The organism is Stenotrophomonas sp. YJH_SMC_64 (assembly GCF_059371375.1).
Genome location: NZ_JCAFUN010000003.1, coordinates 22,593 through 36,283, shown reverse-complemented (window position 1 = coordinate 36,283; position 13,691 = coordinate 22,593). Strand labels below are relative to the sequence as shown.

Sequence of the window (13,691 nt, the reverse complement as noted above, 5' to 3'; positions counted from 1 at the left end):
GTTGGTCGGGCCATCAATCAGTTCGGCGAGACCAGCTTCAGGCCGATCACACCAGCCACGATCAGGCCCACGCAGGCCAGGCGGGCCGGCGATGCGCTGTCGTTGAACAGGTAGATGCCCAGCACCGCCACGCCCATGGCACCGATACCGGTCCAGATCGCGTAGGCCGTGCCGACCGGGATGCTCTTCATCGCCTGGCTCATCAGGTACAGGCTTATCAGCGCGGATACCACCGTGGCAGCGGTGGGCAGGGGTTTGCTGAAGCCTTCGGAGTACTTCATTCCGAGGGCGAAACCGATCTCGAACAGGCCGGCCAGCAGCAGGTAGATCCAGGGCATGGGTGGGGGCTCCTTACCTTTTTTGAAAAAAACGAAACGGCCCGGTGTTTTCACACCGGGCCGTGGGTCGGTACATCACCGTGGAACTGTAACGCGTGCGGGGGCACTGGTTCCACGGGGCGGGTCGTCCCGCCTGGGTGGCGATGCCTGCGGGCATCGCACATGGGCTTACTCGGACAGGTTGCGGCCGTGGAACAGCTCTTCGATCTCGCGCTTGAGCAGCGCTTCGATCTTCATGCGTTCCTTGAACGACAGGTTCTTGGCCTTTTCCTCGAACAGGTACTGGTCCAGGTCGAAGTCCTTCAGGTGCATCTTCGTGTGGAAGATGTTTTCCTGGTAGACGTTGACGTCGAACATCTCGTAACGCGACTTGATGTTCTTGGCCAGGAAGTTCTGGATCGAGTTGATCTTGTGGTCGATGAAGTGCTTCTTGCCCTTCACATCGCGGGTGAAGCCACGGACGCGGTAGTCCATGATCACGATGTCCGACTCAAGGCTCTCGATCAGGTAGTTCAGGGCCTTCAGCGGGGAAATGACGCCACAGGTGGCCACGTCGATGTCCGCGCGGAACGTCGCGATACCTTCCTGCGGATGGGTTTCCGGGTAGGTGTGGACAGTGATGTGGCTCTTGTCCATGTGCGCGACCACGGCGTCGGAGATCAGCTCCTTGCCGGCCAGCTTCTTGTCGATCACCGGCTCTTCGGAGATCAGGATGGTCACCGAGGCACCCTGCGGGTCGTAGTCCTGGCGGGCCACGTTCAGGATGTTGGCGCCGATGATCTCGGCGACATCGGTCAAGATTTGAGTCAGCCTGTCGGCGTTGTACTCTTCATCGATGTATTCAATGTAACGCTGACGCTCCTCTTCGGTGCGCGCGTAACACACGTCATAGATGTTGAAGCTCAGCGCCTTGGTGAGGTTGTTGAAACCCTGCAGCCTCAGGCGAGGCAACGGCTTGACCACGGCGGTCGATTCCTGTGTAAGAAGGGAAAGGGGGAATTATGGGGCAAACTGCCCCCGGGGGGAACGTGAAGACGCAAGAGTTCTGGCACACTGTTTGCCCTTAACAATTGCGCTGGTTAAGCTCCGCTATCGACCCCGTGAATCCGTTCATGCGCAGAGGGAGCGCCCCTATCGTGTCAACCGTGCGCCTAGCTAGCAGTCCACTGGCCTTGGATATCGCCACCATCGATCGTTTCCTGGCGCACAGCCACCGGCGGCGATATCCCACCCGTACCGACGTCTTCCGACCCGGTGACCCGGCGGGAACCCTGTATTACGTTGTCAGCGGCTCGGTTTCAATCATGGCCGAGGAAGATGACGATCGAGAGCTTGTGCTGGGCTACTTCGGTGCCGGCGAGTTCGTTGGCGAAATGGGCCTGTTCGTCGAATCGGACCGCCGCGAGGTGATCCTGCGGACCCGTACCGCCTGCGAACTGGCCGAAATCAGCTACGAGCGCCTGCACCAGCTGTTCCTCGGCCCGCTGTCGGCCGACGCCCCGCGCCTGCTGTATGCGCTGGGCCAGCAGATCTCCAAGCGCCTGCTCGATACCAGCCGCAAGGCCAGTCGCCTGGCATTCCTGGATGTTACCGATCGGATCGTGCGCACACTGCACGATCTGGCGCAGGAACCAGAAGCGATGAGCCATCCGCAGGGCAGCCAGCTGCGCGTGTCACGCCAGGAACTGGCGCGCCTGGTCGGCTGCTCGCGCGAAATGGCCGGCCGCGTGCTGAAGAAGCTGCAGACCGACGGCCTGCTGCATGCCCGCGGCAAGACCGTGGTGCTGTACGGCACCCGTTGACCGTTGAGCACCCGGTGGGTGCGGACCTTGGTCCGCACTCCTTCGCGCGCTAGGCTCGGTGCATGGAACTGAGCAGCGAATTCTGGTGGTTCATCCTCATCGGCCTTGGCGCGCAGCTGGTTGACGGCGCACTGGGCATGGCCTTCGGCCTGGTGTCCTCGTCGGTGATGCTGAGCATGGGCCTGCCACCGGCGCAGGTCAGCGCCAGCATCCACACCGCTGAAGTGTTCACCACCGGCGCCTCGGGTGTGTCGCACCTCGCCGCCGGGAATGTCGATAAACGCCTGTTCCTGCGGCTGGCCCTGCCCGGTGCGGTGGGCGGCGCCCTGGGCGCGTACGTGCTCACCCAGATCCCGGGCGAGATCATCCGGCCGCTGATCTACCTGTACCTGCTGGTGCTGGCGATCATCATCCTGGCGCGCGCCGCGGGGCGCTGGATGCCCAAGGGCGAGATCCGCCGGGTGCCGGTACTGGGCTTCTTCGCGGGCCTGCTCGACGCCAGCGGCGGTGGCGGCTGGGGACCGATCGCCACGTCCACCCTGCTCGCCCGTGGCGGCCAGGCGCGCACCACCATCGGTACAGTCAACGCGGCCGAGTTCGTGGTCACGTTGACCGTGTCAGCGACCTTCCTGTTGTCGATGGGCGTGCAGCACCTGCAGATCGTCGCCGGCCTGCTGATCGGCGGCATGATGGCCGCGCCGGTGGCGGCGATCCTGGTCAAGCGGGTGAAGGAGCGCTGGGTGCTGGTGGCCGTTGGCGTGCTGGTGCTGGGGATCAGCCTGTTCCAGATCGGCCATGCGGTGTACGGGTACCTGGGGCATTGAGCGTTTGCCGGCCAGCGGCCGGCACTACCGGGACGGAGGAGGGTAGTGCCGGCCGCTGGCCGGCAGATCCGTCATCGTGCGATGGGGTCAGGCCCCGGACGGGATCCGGCCCCGGGCTACGCCTTGTCGCCGCCGCGGTCCACGCAGCCCCAGTTGAGGATGCGGGTGCCGGCCGGCAGCACGCGCCGGAAGAAGTCCACCCTGGATCGCTTCGGGTTCACCACCACCGGCGCCTTGGCGGCCAGCAGCAACGGCAGGTCGGCGGTGCTGTCGGAGTAGGCGATGTCGATATTGCCGTAGCCGCGCTCGCGCAGCATGCGCATCTTTTCTTCGTTGTGGCAGTGGCGGGTCGGGCCGACGCCGCCCAGTCGCGGGCCGACCTCGGTGCCGATCACCGGCACGTCCTGGTGGGCAACGAACGCCAGGATGGCGCGGGCCAGTTCCGGCGGCGCGCCGGTGGCGACCACTACACGGTCGCCCTTGGCACGGTGCGCGGCGAACACTTCCAGCGCCTGCGGCAGCAGCTTGGCGCGCATCTGCGCCTCGTTGCGCAGCACGTAGGCATCGATCACCTTGTTGAAATCGCGCGCACGGTGCAGGCCGAAGCTGCCGATCCACACGTAGACCGAAATACCCGTTCGGCGGGTCGGCAGCATCGCCACCAACGGCCCGGCGATCGGCGTGACCAGCAGCGCGGCCAGCATGCGCAGCGGGTTGCGCTTGATCAGCGAGGCGAACAGATGGGTGCCCGAATCGCCGTCGTAGAGGGTGTGGTCGAAATCGAAGACCACCAGCGGCGCATCGTCGCGCGGCGTCGGATAGTGCGTTGTCATGCCGCGAAGAATAGCTGACGCAGGCCCTCGCCCGGCTCTTCCACGCGCATGAAGGCCTCGCCGACCAGGAATGCATGGATGCCGGCATCGCGCATCAGCGCGACGTCCTGCGGGCCGAGGATGCCACTCTCGGTGACCAGCAGGCGGTCACGCGGCACCGCCTGCTGCATGTCCAGCGTGGTCTGCAGCGACACCTCGAAGGTGCGCAGGTTGCGGTTGTTGATGCCGATCATCGGCGCCGGCACCTGCAGCGCGCGCTCCAGTTCGTCGATGTCATGCACTTCCACCAGCACGTCCATGCCCAGCGACAGCGCCAGCTCGGACAACGTGGCCAGCTGGGTATCGTCCAGCGCGGCGACGATCAGCAGGATGCAGTCGGCGCCCAGCACGCGCGCCTCGTACACCTGGTAAGCGTCGATGACGAAATCCTTGCGCAGCACCGGCAGCGTGCAGGCTTCGCGGGCCTGCTGCAGATAGGCGTCGGCGCCCTGGAAGAAGTCCACGTCGGTCAGCACCGACAGGCAGCTGGCGCCACCGAACTCGTAGCTGACGGCGATGTCGGCCGGGCGGAAATCCGGGCGGATCACGCCCTTGGAGGGGCTGGCCTTCTTCACCTCGGCAATCACCGCCGGGTCGCCATTGGCCACCGCCGCCTGCAGCGCGCGCACGAAGCCACGTACCGGCGGGGCGCTGGCCACGGCGGCCTGCAGCTCCTCGAGCGGGCGCTGGACGCGGCGCTGGGCCACTTCTTCGGCCTTGCGGGCCAGGATCGTCTGCAGGATGTCGCTCATCGTCTTCGGGTCGGTGCGGGGGGGCGGTGAGGACGGCCATTATCGGCCATCGAGAGGGTCAGGCTGAACCGCGCGCTCAGGCAACCAGCGCGCGGGTGGTCTCCACATACTGCTGCAGGCGCTGGCGGGCACTGCCGTTGGCGATGGCGGCACGGGCACGGGCCAGGCCGTCGCCGATGTCGCTGGCCACCCCGGCCACGTACAGCGCGGCGCCGGCATTCAGCGCCACGATGTCCAGCGCCGGGCCGGGCTCGTTGTCCAGCACGGCACGCAGCATCTGGATGGACTGCTCCGGTCCGTCCACGCGCAGGTTGCGGCTGGCCGACATGGCGATGCCGAAGTCTTCCGGGTGGATCTCGTACTCACGCACCTTGCCGTCGCGCAGTTCGCCGACCAGGGTGCCGGCGCCCAGCGAGATCTCGTCCATGTTGTCACGGCCCCAGACCACCATCGCGCGCTCGGTACCCAGTTCGCGCAGCACGCGCGCCTGGATGCCGACCAGATCGGGATGGAACACGCCCATCAGTACCGACGGTGCACTGGCCGGGTTGGTCAGCGGGCCGAGGATGTTGAAGATGGTGCGCACGCCCATCTCGCGGCGTACCGGCGCAACGACCTTCATCGACGGGTGATGGATCGGCGCGAACATGAAGCCGATGCCGGTCCGGTCGATGGCCGCGGCCACCTGGTCAGGCTGCAGCTCGATCACCGCGCCCAGCGCTTCCAGCGCATCGGCACTGCCGGACTTGGACGACACGCTGCGGTTGCCATGCTTGGCCACGCGCGCGCCTGCAGCAGCAGCGACGAACATCGCGCAGGTGGAGATGTTGAAGGTGTGCGAGCCATCGCCACCGGTGCCAACGATGTCAACCAGGTTGGAGGTATCGGCCACCGGCACTGGCCGGGCGAATTCACGCATCACGGTGGCCGCCGCGGCGATTTCGTCCACGGTCTCCTTCTTCACGCGCAGCCCGGTGAGGATGGCGGCGGTCATCATCGGCGAGACATCGCCGCGCATGATCTGCCGCATCAGGTCGACCATTTCGTCGAAGAAGATTTCGCGGTGTTCGATGGTGCGATGCAGGGCTTCCTGGGGGGAGAAGCTCATGGGAATGCTCCTTGGATCAGGCCGCCGGGCGCTGCAGGAAATTGCGCAGCAGGGCGTGGCCGTGTTCGGTGAGGATGGATTCGGGATGGAACTGCACGCCTTCCACCGGGAACTGGCGGTGGCGCAGGCCCATGATCTCTTCGATCGAGCCGTCGTCGTTCTCGGTCCAGGCAGTCACTTCCAGCACATCGGGCAGGCTGTTCTTGTCCACCACCAGCGAGTGGTAGCGGGTGGCCTGGTAGCGGTCCGGCAGGCCGGCGAACACGCCCTTGCCTTCATGGCGGATCGGCGAGGTCTTGCCGTGCATGATGTTGCCGGCACGGATGACCGTGCCGCCGTAGACCTGGCCGATGCCCTGGTGGCCCAGGCACACGCCGAGGATCGGCGTGGTCGGGCCCAGGCGCTCGATCAGTTCCAGCGACACGCCCGCTTCGTTGGGCGTGCACGGGCCGGGCGAGATGACGATGCGCTCCGGCTTCTGCGCGGCGATCTCGTCCACGCTCATTGCATCGTTGCGCACCACCTTCACCTCGGCGCCCAGTGTCTGCAGGTACTGCACGAGGTTGTAGGTGAAGCTGTCGTAGTTGTCGATCATCCACAACATGGTCAGGTTCCGTCGCTTATCAGGAAAATGGCGTACACGTTTTCGGTGTAGGTGATGGGGCCGGCTTCCACCGACTCGCGCAGGCGCGAGCCCGTGGTCTCGATGCTGTTCATCGGTGCCTCGGGCGCGGGCGGCGAGGGCGGCGTCACCAGATCCCCACTGCTGGGCCAATTGCCCGCCTGCACGCCATAGGCGAAGTTCGGCGCCACATCGGAGATGCTGTACAGCCCGCGCAGCTGGGTGCCGTAGGCCTTGGCCAGGCCCTGCGCAGACTCGCGGGTCTGGGCCGCCGCCTCGCCCTTGAGTTCGCGGCGCAGCGCCACTTCGCCCGAGTAGGTCGGGGCCACGCTGCTGACCTGCACGTTCTCGTTGGCCTTCAGCGCCCCCAGCACGTCCTGCATCTGCTGGACGCTGGCGAAGCTGGCGCGCAGTTGGCGTGACACGCGGGTGCCGATGAAAACCTGCCGATTCTGCTCATAGCGCGTCGCAGGACCAATCCGCAGGTTGTCCGCGCGCACGCTGCCTTCCACCGCCTTGTGCTGCTTGAACAGTGCCAGCACGCGGGCAACGTTGTCCTGCACGCGGCGGCGCGCGGCGTCGGCGTCCATGTCGGTCTCTTCGATGTTCAACTGCAGGCCGAACCGGTCCGGCATCACCACGCGACGCGCCTCGCCCTTCACCAGCAGGTGCGGCTGCGACGGAATGGTATTGGCCTGCGCCCACGCAGACGGGGCCATCGTGGCCAGCAGTGACGACCACAGCAATGCGCTCAGCAGCTTCATGCGGTACTCCTTGTCTTGAAAGGGAACAGCGGAACGACCACGGCGCGGCGGCCGTGGCGAGGCAGGCTTACAGGCCCTTGGCAGCCTGGGCAACGGCGCGGAACAGCGCGCGGCCCTTGTTCATCGTCTCGTCCCATTCCTTGTCCGGATCCGAGTCGTAGACGATGCCGGCGCCAGCCTGCACGTACAGGCGGCCATCCTTGATCACCGCGGTGCGGATCGCGATCGCGGTATCGGCATCGCCGTGCCAGCCGATGTAGCCGATGCTGCCGGCGTAGACGTTGCGCTTGATCGGTTCCAGCTCGCGGATCACTTCCAGCGCGCGGATCTTCGGCGCACCGCTGACCGTGCCGGCCGGGAACGTGGCACGCAGCACGTCGGCATAGCTCAGGCCCGGCTGCAGCTGCCCGGTCACTTCGCTGACGATGTGCATGACGTGGCTGTAGCGCTCGATCACGAACTGCTCGCCCACTTCCACGGTGCCGGCCTTGGACACACGACCGGCATCGTTGCGGCCGAGGTCGATCAGCATCAGGTGCTCGGCGCGTTCCTTCGGGTCGGCCAGCAGCTCGGCTTCCAGCGCCAGGTCCTGCTCGGGCGTGGCGCCACGCGGGCGGGTGCCGGCGATCGGGCGCACGGTGACTTCGCCATCCTGAAGGCGCACCAGGATTTCCGGCGAGGAGCCGACCACCTGCAGGTCGCCGACATCCAGGAAATACATGTACGGCGACGGGTTCAGTGCACGCAGCGCGCGGTACACATCCACCGGCCGCGCCTTGAACGGCACGCTCAGGCGCTGGCTCAGCACCACCTGGAAGATGTCACCGGCGCGGATGTATTCCTTGCTGCGCTGGACCGCATCGACGAACCCTTCGCGTGTGAACCCGGAAACGAAATCGGATTCGTCCAGCACATCGCTGTTGAGCGGTGCGGGATAACCGGCGCCCGGTGCACGCAGCTTGGCAGTCAGCGCATCCAGGCGCGCCTGGGCCTGCTCGAAGGCGCCCTCGACCCGGGGGTCGGCGTGCACGATCAGGTACAGGCGGCCCTTGAGGTTGTCGAACACGGCCAGCTCGTTGGAATCCAGCAGCAGGATGTCCGGCGTGCCCAGCTCATCGCGGCCGGCCGGCGGGGCCAGGCGTGGTTCGATGTAGCCGATGCACTCGAAGCCGAACCAGCCGACCAGGCCACCGGTGAAGCCCGGCAGGCCTTCCAGCTTCGGCACCGAGTGGGCGCTGCGCAGCGCCTCGACTTCGGCGAACGGGTCGGCCACCTCGCGGGTGTCCACCACCTGGCCGTCTTCGCGCACGGTCAGCGTGTGGCCGTCGAAGGCGTACACGCGGCGCGCCGGCAGGCCGATGATCGAGTAACGACCAAAGCGCTCGCCGCCTTCGACGGATTCAAACAGGTAGGTATTGGGGCCGTCGGCGAGCTTCAGATAGACCGAAAGCGGTGTGTCCAGGTCGGACAGCACTTCGCGGACGACGGGAATATGGGTGTGGCCTTCAGCGGCCTGCTGCTGAAACTGAGCGTGCGAGTTCAAGACGACTTTCCTTCCGGGACACAGCGTTATGGGGGCGGACGACGGCAACGGGCCACCATCGCCACCAACGGCGTGCGGAAGAAAGGGTATGCGGGGTCGTCAGGCTGGACACCCCTTGACTGTATCGCAGCTTGGACGGCAGGGGAACCCTGGAAAACTGAACCACGGGACGGGCGGGGCCAGCCACGGGAACCGACGACGCGGACCGGTAGAGTCGACTGTTGGTCGACTTGCGCGCGTAGCGCGGGGTTTTACGCCGTCGGAACGAAGAGCAGTCGACTAACAGTCGACTCTACCTCCCTACCCACCCAGCAACGGGCAGCCGGCCGGAAGATGCATCCGTACCCTGCCCGGCACGCACTCGATGCGGAACTGGCGGGCCTGTACCGGCTCGCCATCCAGATTGAGGGTCAGCGGGCGCTCGGATGCGACCTCCAGCCACGGCAGCCGCGCACGCGTGGCCAGCTGTTCCAGCGCAGCCTGGGTGCCTGACTTCAGCATCTGGCCAAGGGTGGCGGTGACCTCCCCTTCCAGCTCCGGAAGCACCGTCACATCCAGCAACCCATCATCGATCAGTGCCTGCGGGCACAACTGCTGGCCGCCACCGGCCTGGCGACCATTGCCGATGCCGAGCGCAATGAAGTCGCCTTCCCACGCGAAATCCGGGCCGGACAGGCGCGCGGTGATCGGCTCGATGCGGCCCAGCTTGGCGATGCCGGTGATCACATAGGCCAGCCCGCCCAGCATCTTCTTCAAGCCCGCATCAGTCTCCACCGTCACCTGCGTGCCGAAGCCACCGCTGGCGAGATTGGCGCACCACCATTGGGTGCCATCGGCGTCCACGCGCAACAGGTCAATGGCGTGCGGCGTCGCCTGCCCGATCAAGGCGAAGGCCTCCTTCGGTTCGGTCGGTATGCCGGCCGCAGTCGCGAAATCGTTGGCGGTCCCCATCGGGATCAGCGCCAGCGAGGGCAGCGCATCTGCCAGCTCCTCACGATGCGCCAGTGTCTCGGCCACTGCACTGAGCGTGCCATCGCCACCGGCGGCCACGATCACATCCACGCCATGGTCGATCGCCTCGGCGACATAGCGCTCGGCGTCACCGTCCTCCCAGGTCACCCGCACTTCCAGCTGCACGCCCTGTCCGCGCCAATGGCCGACGGCGTCGCGCAACTCATCATTGCCGGCGGATTTGCCGTTGAGGATCAGGCGCCAGCGCGGGGTGGTCATGCAGAGCTTCCAGGGATGCGGTGGCACAGGCTAGCAATGCGCTGTTTGCCTGCGGTGAATGTCACGCAGATGTCATTCAGCTACCGGAGAATGGGAGTCCATAGCAGGGACGACGGATGGAGGCAGGATCAGCCTCCCACGCATGCAGCGAGGCCACGCCAGTAATTGGCGTGGCTTTTTTTTGGGATGTGCAGGGAGTGCGAACCAAGGTTCGCACCCACCAGGTTGCGGTTCGCTCCCCCCCCCAAGTTGCGGTTCGCTCCCCCCCCAAGTTGCGGTTCGCTCCCCCCCCGGGTTGCGGTTCGCACCCACCCGGTTGGTAGATCCACACCATGCGTGGATGCACTTCGCTTCACCCGTTGGCGAAATCGTGCAGCGCCTGGCCCTGCAGCCGGTACACGGTCCACTCGTCCTGCGGCTTCGCACCGGCAGCGGTGTAGAACTCGATGGCCGGGGTGTTCCAGTCCAGCACCGACCATTCGAAGCGACCGCAGCCCTCGGCTACGGCCTGGCGTGCGATGTACTTCAGCAGTGCCTTGCCGGCGCCCACGCCGCGCTTTTCCTGGCTGACGTAGAGGTCTTCCAGGTAGATGCCCTTGCGGCCCAGCCAGGTGGAGTAGTTGTAGAAGTACACCGCATAGCCGATGGCCTCGCCGTCGGCTTCGCAGATCAACGCGCGCGCCGTGGCATCGGCGCCGAACAGGCTCTCGGCGATGCCGATCTCATCGGTCTGTACCGAATGCTCGGCCTTCTCGTAGATGGCCAGTTCGTGGATGAAATGCAGGATCAGGCCAGCATCGGCCACGGTGGCCGGACGGATGTTCAACAGTGCCATGCGCAGATAAAGGGGACGGAGGGAATTAAACGAGATTAATCCCCTCCGTCCCCTTTTTGTCAGCGGGCGGCGGCGACGTTGGCGCGCATCTGCGCGATCACGTCCTGGTAGCTGGTCTTGGCGTTGAAGATGGCCGAGCCGGCGACAAAGGTGTCGGCACCGGCAGCCGCGATCTCGCCGATGTTGTCGGCCTTCACGCCGCCGTCGATCTCCAGGCGGATGTCCTTGCCGCTGGCATCGATCATCTTGCGCACCACCTTCAGCTTGTCCAGCGCCGAGGGGATGAAGGCCTGGCCACCAAAGCCCGGGTTGACCGACATCAGCAGCACCAGGTCCAGGTCCTCCAGCACCCAGTCGAGGATGTCCACCGGCGTGGCCGGGTTCAGCACGATGCCCGGCTTGCAGCCCAGCGAGCGGATCAGCTGGATGGTGCGGTGCACGTGGCGGCTCGCCTCCGGGTGGAAGCTGATGTAGGTGGCACCGGCCTCGGCGAAGTCCGGGATGATGCGGTCCACCGGCTCGACCATCAGGTGCACGTCGATCGGCGCGGTCACGCCGTGCTTGCGCAGCGCCTGGCAGACCATCGGGCCGATGGTCAGGTTCGGCACGTAGTGGTTGTCCATCACGTCGAAGTGGACCCAGTCCGCGCCAGCGGCGAGGACGTTGTCGACTTCCTCGCCGAGGCGGGCGAAGTTGGCGGACAGGATGGAGGGGGCGATGAGGCAGTGGGACATGGCCGGGCCTTGCAACGAGGGGAAAGGGGTCAGCGCTTGCGCAGGGTCTTGATGCGGTCGTAGGCGGCGTTGATGCGCCGCGACTTCTGCTCGGCCTGCTGCTGCAGCTCGGGGGCGGCGCCGCCAAGCTTGTCGGGGTGGTACTGCGAGATCAGCTTGCGGTAGGCGCGCTCGACCTCGGCATCGGTGGCCTCGGAGGTCAGCCCCAGCTCCCGGTACGGGTTCTCCTTGTTCAGGCGGAACCAGTCCGAATCAAAGGCATGGCCGATCAGCAGGCCGACCACCGCCCCGAACAGCGGATTGGGCCGGAACAGCAGGGCGCCGGCGATGAATCCGAGCAGTTTTCCGTACCAGCGCATGGCGCTCCGGGGTCGACCGACGAAATGGACGCTCATTTTACGTCACAGCGGGCCCGGACGGCTTTACACTAGGCCGCCCGCTGGTCAGCGGGCCCGCCGGGTCCGTTGGGCAGCAGCCGTATCGACAACGCCCCAGGAGTGCCCGTGCCAACCACGCTGTTGCAATCCGATCTCCCCGGCCTGCCCTTGCGCCATCGCGGCAAGGTGCGTGATGTGTTCGATATCCCGCGCGAGCGGCTGCCAGCCGGAACCCCGCCGGGCGAGTACCTGCTGATGGTGGCCACCGATCGCCTGTCGGCGTTCGACGTGGTCCTGCCCGACCCGATCCCGGGCAAGGGTGAGATGCTCTGCCAGGTGTCCAACTTCTGGTTCGCCAAGACCGCGCACCTGATGCCCAACCACCTGACCGGCATCGACGTGGCCAGCGTGCTGCCCGAAGGCGTGGACCCGGCCCTGTATGCCAGGCGCGCGGTGGTCACCCGCAAGCTGAAGCCGGTGCCGGTGGAAGCAATCGCCCGCGGCTACCTGATCGGCAGCGGCTGGAAGGATTACCAGCGCACCGGCAAGGTCAGCGGCATCGACCTGCCCGACGGCCTGCGCCAGGCCGAGCAGCTGCCCGAGCCGATCTTCACCCCCTCGACCAAGGCCGCTGTCGGCGACCATGACGAGAACATCGATTTCGATGCAATGGTGAAGCAGGTCGGTGCGGAACTGGCCGAGCGCGTGCGCGACGCCACCCTGCGCATCTACAAGTTCGCCGCCGATTACGCCCGCGAGCGCGGCATCATCCTGGCCGATACCAAGTTCGAGTTCGGTACCGACGCCGATGGCCGCCTGTACATCATGGACGAGATGCTGACGCCGGATTCCTCGCGCTACTGGCCGGCCGACGAGTACGAAGTGGGCACCAGCCCGCCGAGCTACGACAAGCAGTTCGTGCGTGATTACCTGGAGACGCTGGACTGGGGCAAGACCGCCCCGGGCCCGACCATCCCGGCCGAGATCATCGAGCGCACCCGCGCCAAGTATGCCGAGGCACTGCAGCGCCTGGCCGGGATCAGCGTCGACTGATGCGCCTGCGCCCCCGGCCGGAAAGGCGGGGGGCGCGTTCGGTAGTGCCGGCCGCTGGCCGGCAACCTCGCGAACACCTGCAGCCAGGAATGGCCTGGCTCTGGTAGTGCCGGCCGCTGGCCGGCAACCTCATGAACTCGGCTATGCTCTGGAGTGCCGGCCAGCGGCCGGCACTACCGTTGTCCGAGGAAGCAACGCAGCATGCAGACATCCACCGAGCTTGCGCGGCCGATCGACCGCTATTTCGCCAGCTACTCCGACGACCACCGCAATGTGATCAACCAGCGCATCCACGTGGTGGCGGTCCCGGCGATCCTGTGGTCGGTGGTGGCTCTGCTCTGGTGCCTGCCGCCGCTGATCACCTGGTTCCAGTACGGCATCTGGTCGGCGTTCGCGATGTTCAGCGCCTGGTGCTTCTACAACAAACTGTCGCGCCCGCTGGGCATCGGCATGCTCATCCAGTTCTTCGTGTTCGGCTGCCTGTGCCGCCTGCTGGAGGCCGAAATCGGCCTGCACAACCTGTTCTGGCTGGCGGTGGGCGTGTTCGTGGTGGCCTGGATCGCGCAGTTCATCGGCCACAAGTTCGAGGGCCGCAAGCCCAGCTTCCTGACCGACCTGACCTACCTGCTGATCGGCCCGGCCTGGGTGATGGCCAAGTTCTACCGCAAGCTCGACTGGCGCTACTGACCTGCCCAGGGTCGACGGCGCCCCTCGTTTCCTGAACGGGCAGATTCCATCACCCGCACTCCACGACGGCCCTGCCAGCCTGCGCCGGTGATCCGCTCCCCACTTCCCGCCCGTCGACGGCAGCCCCTGTGCGACAGGGCCTGCGGTCTC

At 66.1% G+C, this 13,691-nt stretch carries 16 protein-coding genes; 4 read left to right on the top strand and 12 right to left on the bottom strand.

What is annotated here, in order from left to right; all coding sequences use genetic code 11:
• Positions 1 to 17 precede the first annotated feature (17 nt).
• The gene (locus AC5P9L_RS03405) at positions 18 to 338 is read right to left on the bottom strand and encodes a DMT family transporter (protein WP_005411314.1); all 321 of its coding nucleotides are present in this window, start codon (positions 336 to 338) and stop codon (positions 18 to 20) included.
• A 168-nt stretch (positions 339 to 506) separates the two neighbouring features.
• Complete coding sequence (speD, locus tag AC5P9L_RS03400; protein WP_005411315.1) at positions 507 to 1,301, bottom strand: adenosylmethionine decarboxylase; 795 nt, start codon at positions 1,299 to 1,301, stop codon at positions 507 to 509.
• A gap of 149 nt (positions 1,302 to 1,450) precedes the next feature.
• Here speD and crp point away from each other — a divergent pair, with 149 nt between their 5' ends.
• Together crp and AC5P9L_RS03390 are read left to right on the top strand one after the other, a co-directional pair.
• Positions 1,451 to 2,140: a cAMP-activated global transcriptional regulator CRP gene (gene crp / locus AC5P9L_RS03395; protein ID WP_012481435.1), complete on the top strand. Its 690-nt coding sequence runs from the start codon at positions 1,451 to 1,453 to the stop codon at positions 2,138 to 2,140.
• 62 nt (positions 2,141 to 2,202) lie between these two features.
• Positions 2,203 to 2,964 (top strand): sulfite exporter TauE/SafE family protein, encoded by a 762-nt coding sequence (locus AC5P9L_RS03390; protein WP_323162977.1) that lies wholly within the window; start codon positions 2,203 to 2,205, stop codon positions 2,962 to 2,964.
• 116 nt (positions 2,965 to 3,080) lie between these two features.
• Here the strand turns inward: AC5P9L_RS03390 and AC5P9L_RS03385 are convergent, their stop codons facing one another.
• The 10 genes from AC5P9L_RS03385 to AC5P9L_RS03340 form a co-directional block, all read right to left on the bottom strand.
• Positions 3,081 to 3,797 (bottom strand): haloacid dehalogenase-like hydrolase, encoded by a 717-nt coding sequence (locus AC5P9L_RS03385; protein WP_005411318.1) that lies wholly within the window; start codon positions 3,795 to 3,797, stop codon positions 3,081 to 3,083.
• Positions 3,794 to 4,588, bottom strand: coding sequence for an indole-3-glycerol phosphate synthase TrpC (gene trpC / locus AC5P9L_RS03380; RefSeq protein WP_005411319.1), 795 nt, complete (start codon positions 4,586 to 4,588; stop codon positions 3,794 to 3,796). The genes AC5P9L_RS03385 and trpC overlap by 4 nt, the downstream gene beginning before the upstream one ends.
• Positions 4,589 to 4,664: 76 nt before the next feature.
• Positions 4,665 to 5,696 carry an anthranilate phosphoribosyltransferase gene (gene trpD / locus AC5P9L_RS03375; protein ID WP_005411320.1) on the bottom strand — a complete coding sequence of 344 codons (1,032 nt, stop codon included), beginning with the start codon at positions 5,694 to 5,696 and terminating at the stop codon, positions 4,665 to 4,667.
• 16 nt (positions 5,697 to 5,712) lie between these two features.
• Positions 5,713 to 6,300 (bottom strand): anthranilate synthase component II, encoded by a 588-nt coding sequence (locus AC5P9L_RS03370; protein WP_005414697.1) that lies wholly within the window; start codon positions 6,298 to 6,300, stop codon positions 5,713 to 5,715.
• 2 nt (positions 6,301 to 6,302) lie between these two features.
• A complete protein-coding gene (locus tag AC5P9L_RS03365; RefSeq protein ID WP_005414698.1) occupies positions 6,303 to 7,082 on the bottom strand; it encodes an SIMPL domain-containing protein in 780 nt (259 codons plus the stop codon).
• A gap of 67 nt (positions 7,083 to 7,149) precedes the next feature.
• Positions 7,150 to 8,625 (bottom strand): anthranilate synthase component I, encoded by a 1,476-nt coding sequence (trpE, locus tag AC5P9L_RS03360; protein ID WP_279915898.1) that lies wholly within the window; start codon positions 8,623 to 8,625, stop codon positions 7,150 to 7,152.
• Between the two features lie 300 nt (positions 8,626 to 8,925).
• The gene (gene yegS, locus AC5P9L_RS03355; RefSeq protein ID WP_005414700.1) at positions 8,926 to 9,855 is read right to left on the bottom strand and encodes a lipid kinase YegS; all 930 of its coding nucleotides are present in this window, start codon (positions 9,853 to 9,855) and stop codon (positions 8,926 to 8,928) included.
• Positions 9,856 to 10,207: 352 nt separating this feature from the next.
• Positions 10,208 to 10,690, bottom strand: a complete 483-nt coding sequence (locus tag AC5P9L_RS03350; RefSeq protein ID WP_062605509.1) for a GNAT family N-acetyltransferase — start codon at positions 10,688 to 10,690, stop codon at positions 10,208 to 10,210.
• A 59-nt stretch (positions 10,691 to 10,749) separates the two neighbouring features.
• Positions 10,750 to 11,424 carry a ribulose-phosphate 3-epimerase gene (gene rpe, locus AC5P9L_RS03345; RefSeq protein ID WP_005411326.1) on the bottom strand — a complete coding sequence of 225 codons (675 nt, stop codon included), beginning with the start codon at positions 11,422 to 11,424 and terminating at the stop codon, positions 10,750 to 10,752.
• A gap of 29 nt (positions 11,425 to 11,453) precedes the next feature.
• Positions 11,454 to 11,783: a J domain-containing protein gene (locus AC5P9L_RS03340; protein WP_005411327.1), complete on the bottom strand. Its 330-nt coding sequence runs from the start codon at positions 11,781 to 11,783 to the stop codon at positions 11,454 to 11,456.
• Between the two features lie 144 nt (positions 11,784 to 11,927).
• Here AC5P9L_RS03340 and AC5P9L_RS03335 point away from each other — a divergent pair, with 144 nt between their 5' ends.
• On the top strand, positions 11,928 to 12,854 hold the full coding sequence (locus tag AC5P9L_RS03335; protein WP_043034284.1) for a phosphoribosylaminoimidazolesuccinocarboxamide synthase: 927 nt from the start codon (positions 11,928 to 11,930) through the stop codon (positions 12,852 to 12,854).
• 201 nt (positions 12,855 to 13,055) lie between these two features.
• Positions 13,056 to 13,541 (top strand): Mpo1 family 2-hydroxy fatty acid dioxygenase, encoded by a 486-nt coding sequence (locus AC5P9L_RS03330; RefSeq protein WP_005411329.1) that lies wholly within the window; start codon positions 13,056 to 13,058, stop codon positions 13,539 to 13,541.
• Positions 13,542 to 13,691 lie beyond the last annotated feature (150 nt).

What these genes read in the sequence shown, in the direction of transcription:
- crp (WP_012481435.1), top strand. Translation starts at nt 1,451, where the DNA reads ATGCGCAGAGGGAGCGCCCCTATCGTGTCAACCGTGCGCCTAGCTAGC.
- rpe (WP_005411326.1), bottom strand. Translation starts at nt 11,424, where the DNA reads ATGTCCCACTGCCTCATCGCCCCCTCCATCCTGTCCGCCAACTTCGCC.
- AC5P9L_RS03340 (WP_005411327.1), bottom strand. Translation starts at nt 11,783, where the DNA reads ATGCGCTGGTACGGAAAACTGCTCGGATTCATCGCCGGCGCCCTGCTG.
- AC5P9L_RS03385 (WP_005411318.1), bottom strand. Translation starts at nt 3,797, where the DNA reads ATGACAACGCACTATCCGACGCCGCGCGACGATGCGCCGCTGGTGGTC.
- AC5P9L_RS03330 (WP_005411329.1), top strand. Translation starts at nt 13,056, where the DNA reads ATGCAGACATCCACCGAGCTTGCGCGGCCGATCGACCGCTATTTCGCC.
- trpD (WP_005411320.1), bottom strand. Translation starts at nt 5,696, where the DNA reads ATGAGCTTCTCCCCCCAGGAAGCCCTGCATCGCACCATCGAACACCGC.
- AC5P9L_RS03350 (WP_062605509.1), bottom strand. Translation starts at nt 10,690, where the DNA reads ATGGCACTGTTGAACATCCGTCCGGCCACCGTGGCCGATGCTGGCCTG.
- AC5P9L_RS03370 (WP_005414697.1), bottom strand. Translation starts at nt 6,300, where the DNA reads ATGTTGTGGATGATCGACAACTACGACAGCTTCACCTACAACCTCGTG.
- AC5P9L_RS03365 (WP_005414698.1), bottom strand. Translation starts at nt 7,082, where the DNA reads ATGAAGCTGCTGAGCGCATTGCTGTGGTCGTCACTGCTGGCCACGATG.
- AC5P9L_RS03390 (WP_323162977.1), top strand. Translation starts at nt 2,203, where the DNA reads ATGGAACTGAGCAGCGAATTCTGGTGGTTCATCCTCATCGGCCTTGGC.
- AC5P9L_RS03405 (WP_005411314.1), bottom strand. Translation starts at nt 338, where the DNA reads ATGCCCTGGATCTACCTGCTGCTGGCCGGCCTGTTCGAGATCGGTTTC.
- yegS (WP_005414700.1), bottom strand. Translation starts at nt 9,855, where the DNA reads ATGACCACCCCGCGCTGGCGCCTGATCCTCAACGGCAAATCCGCCGGC.
- trpC (WP_005411319.1), bottom strand. Translation starts at nt 4,588, where the DNA reads ATGAGCGACATCCTGCAGACGATCCTGGCCCGCAAGGCCGAAGAAGTG.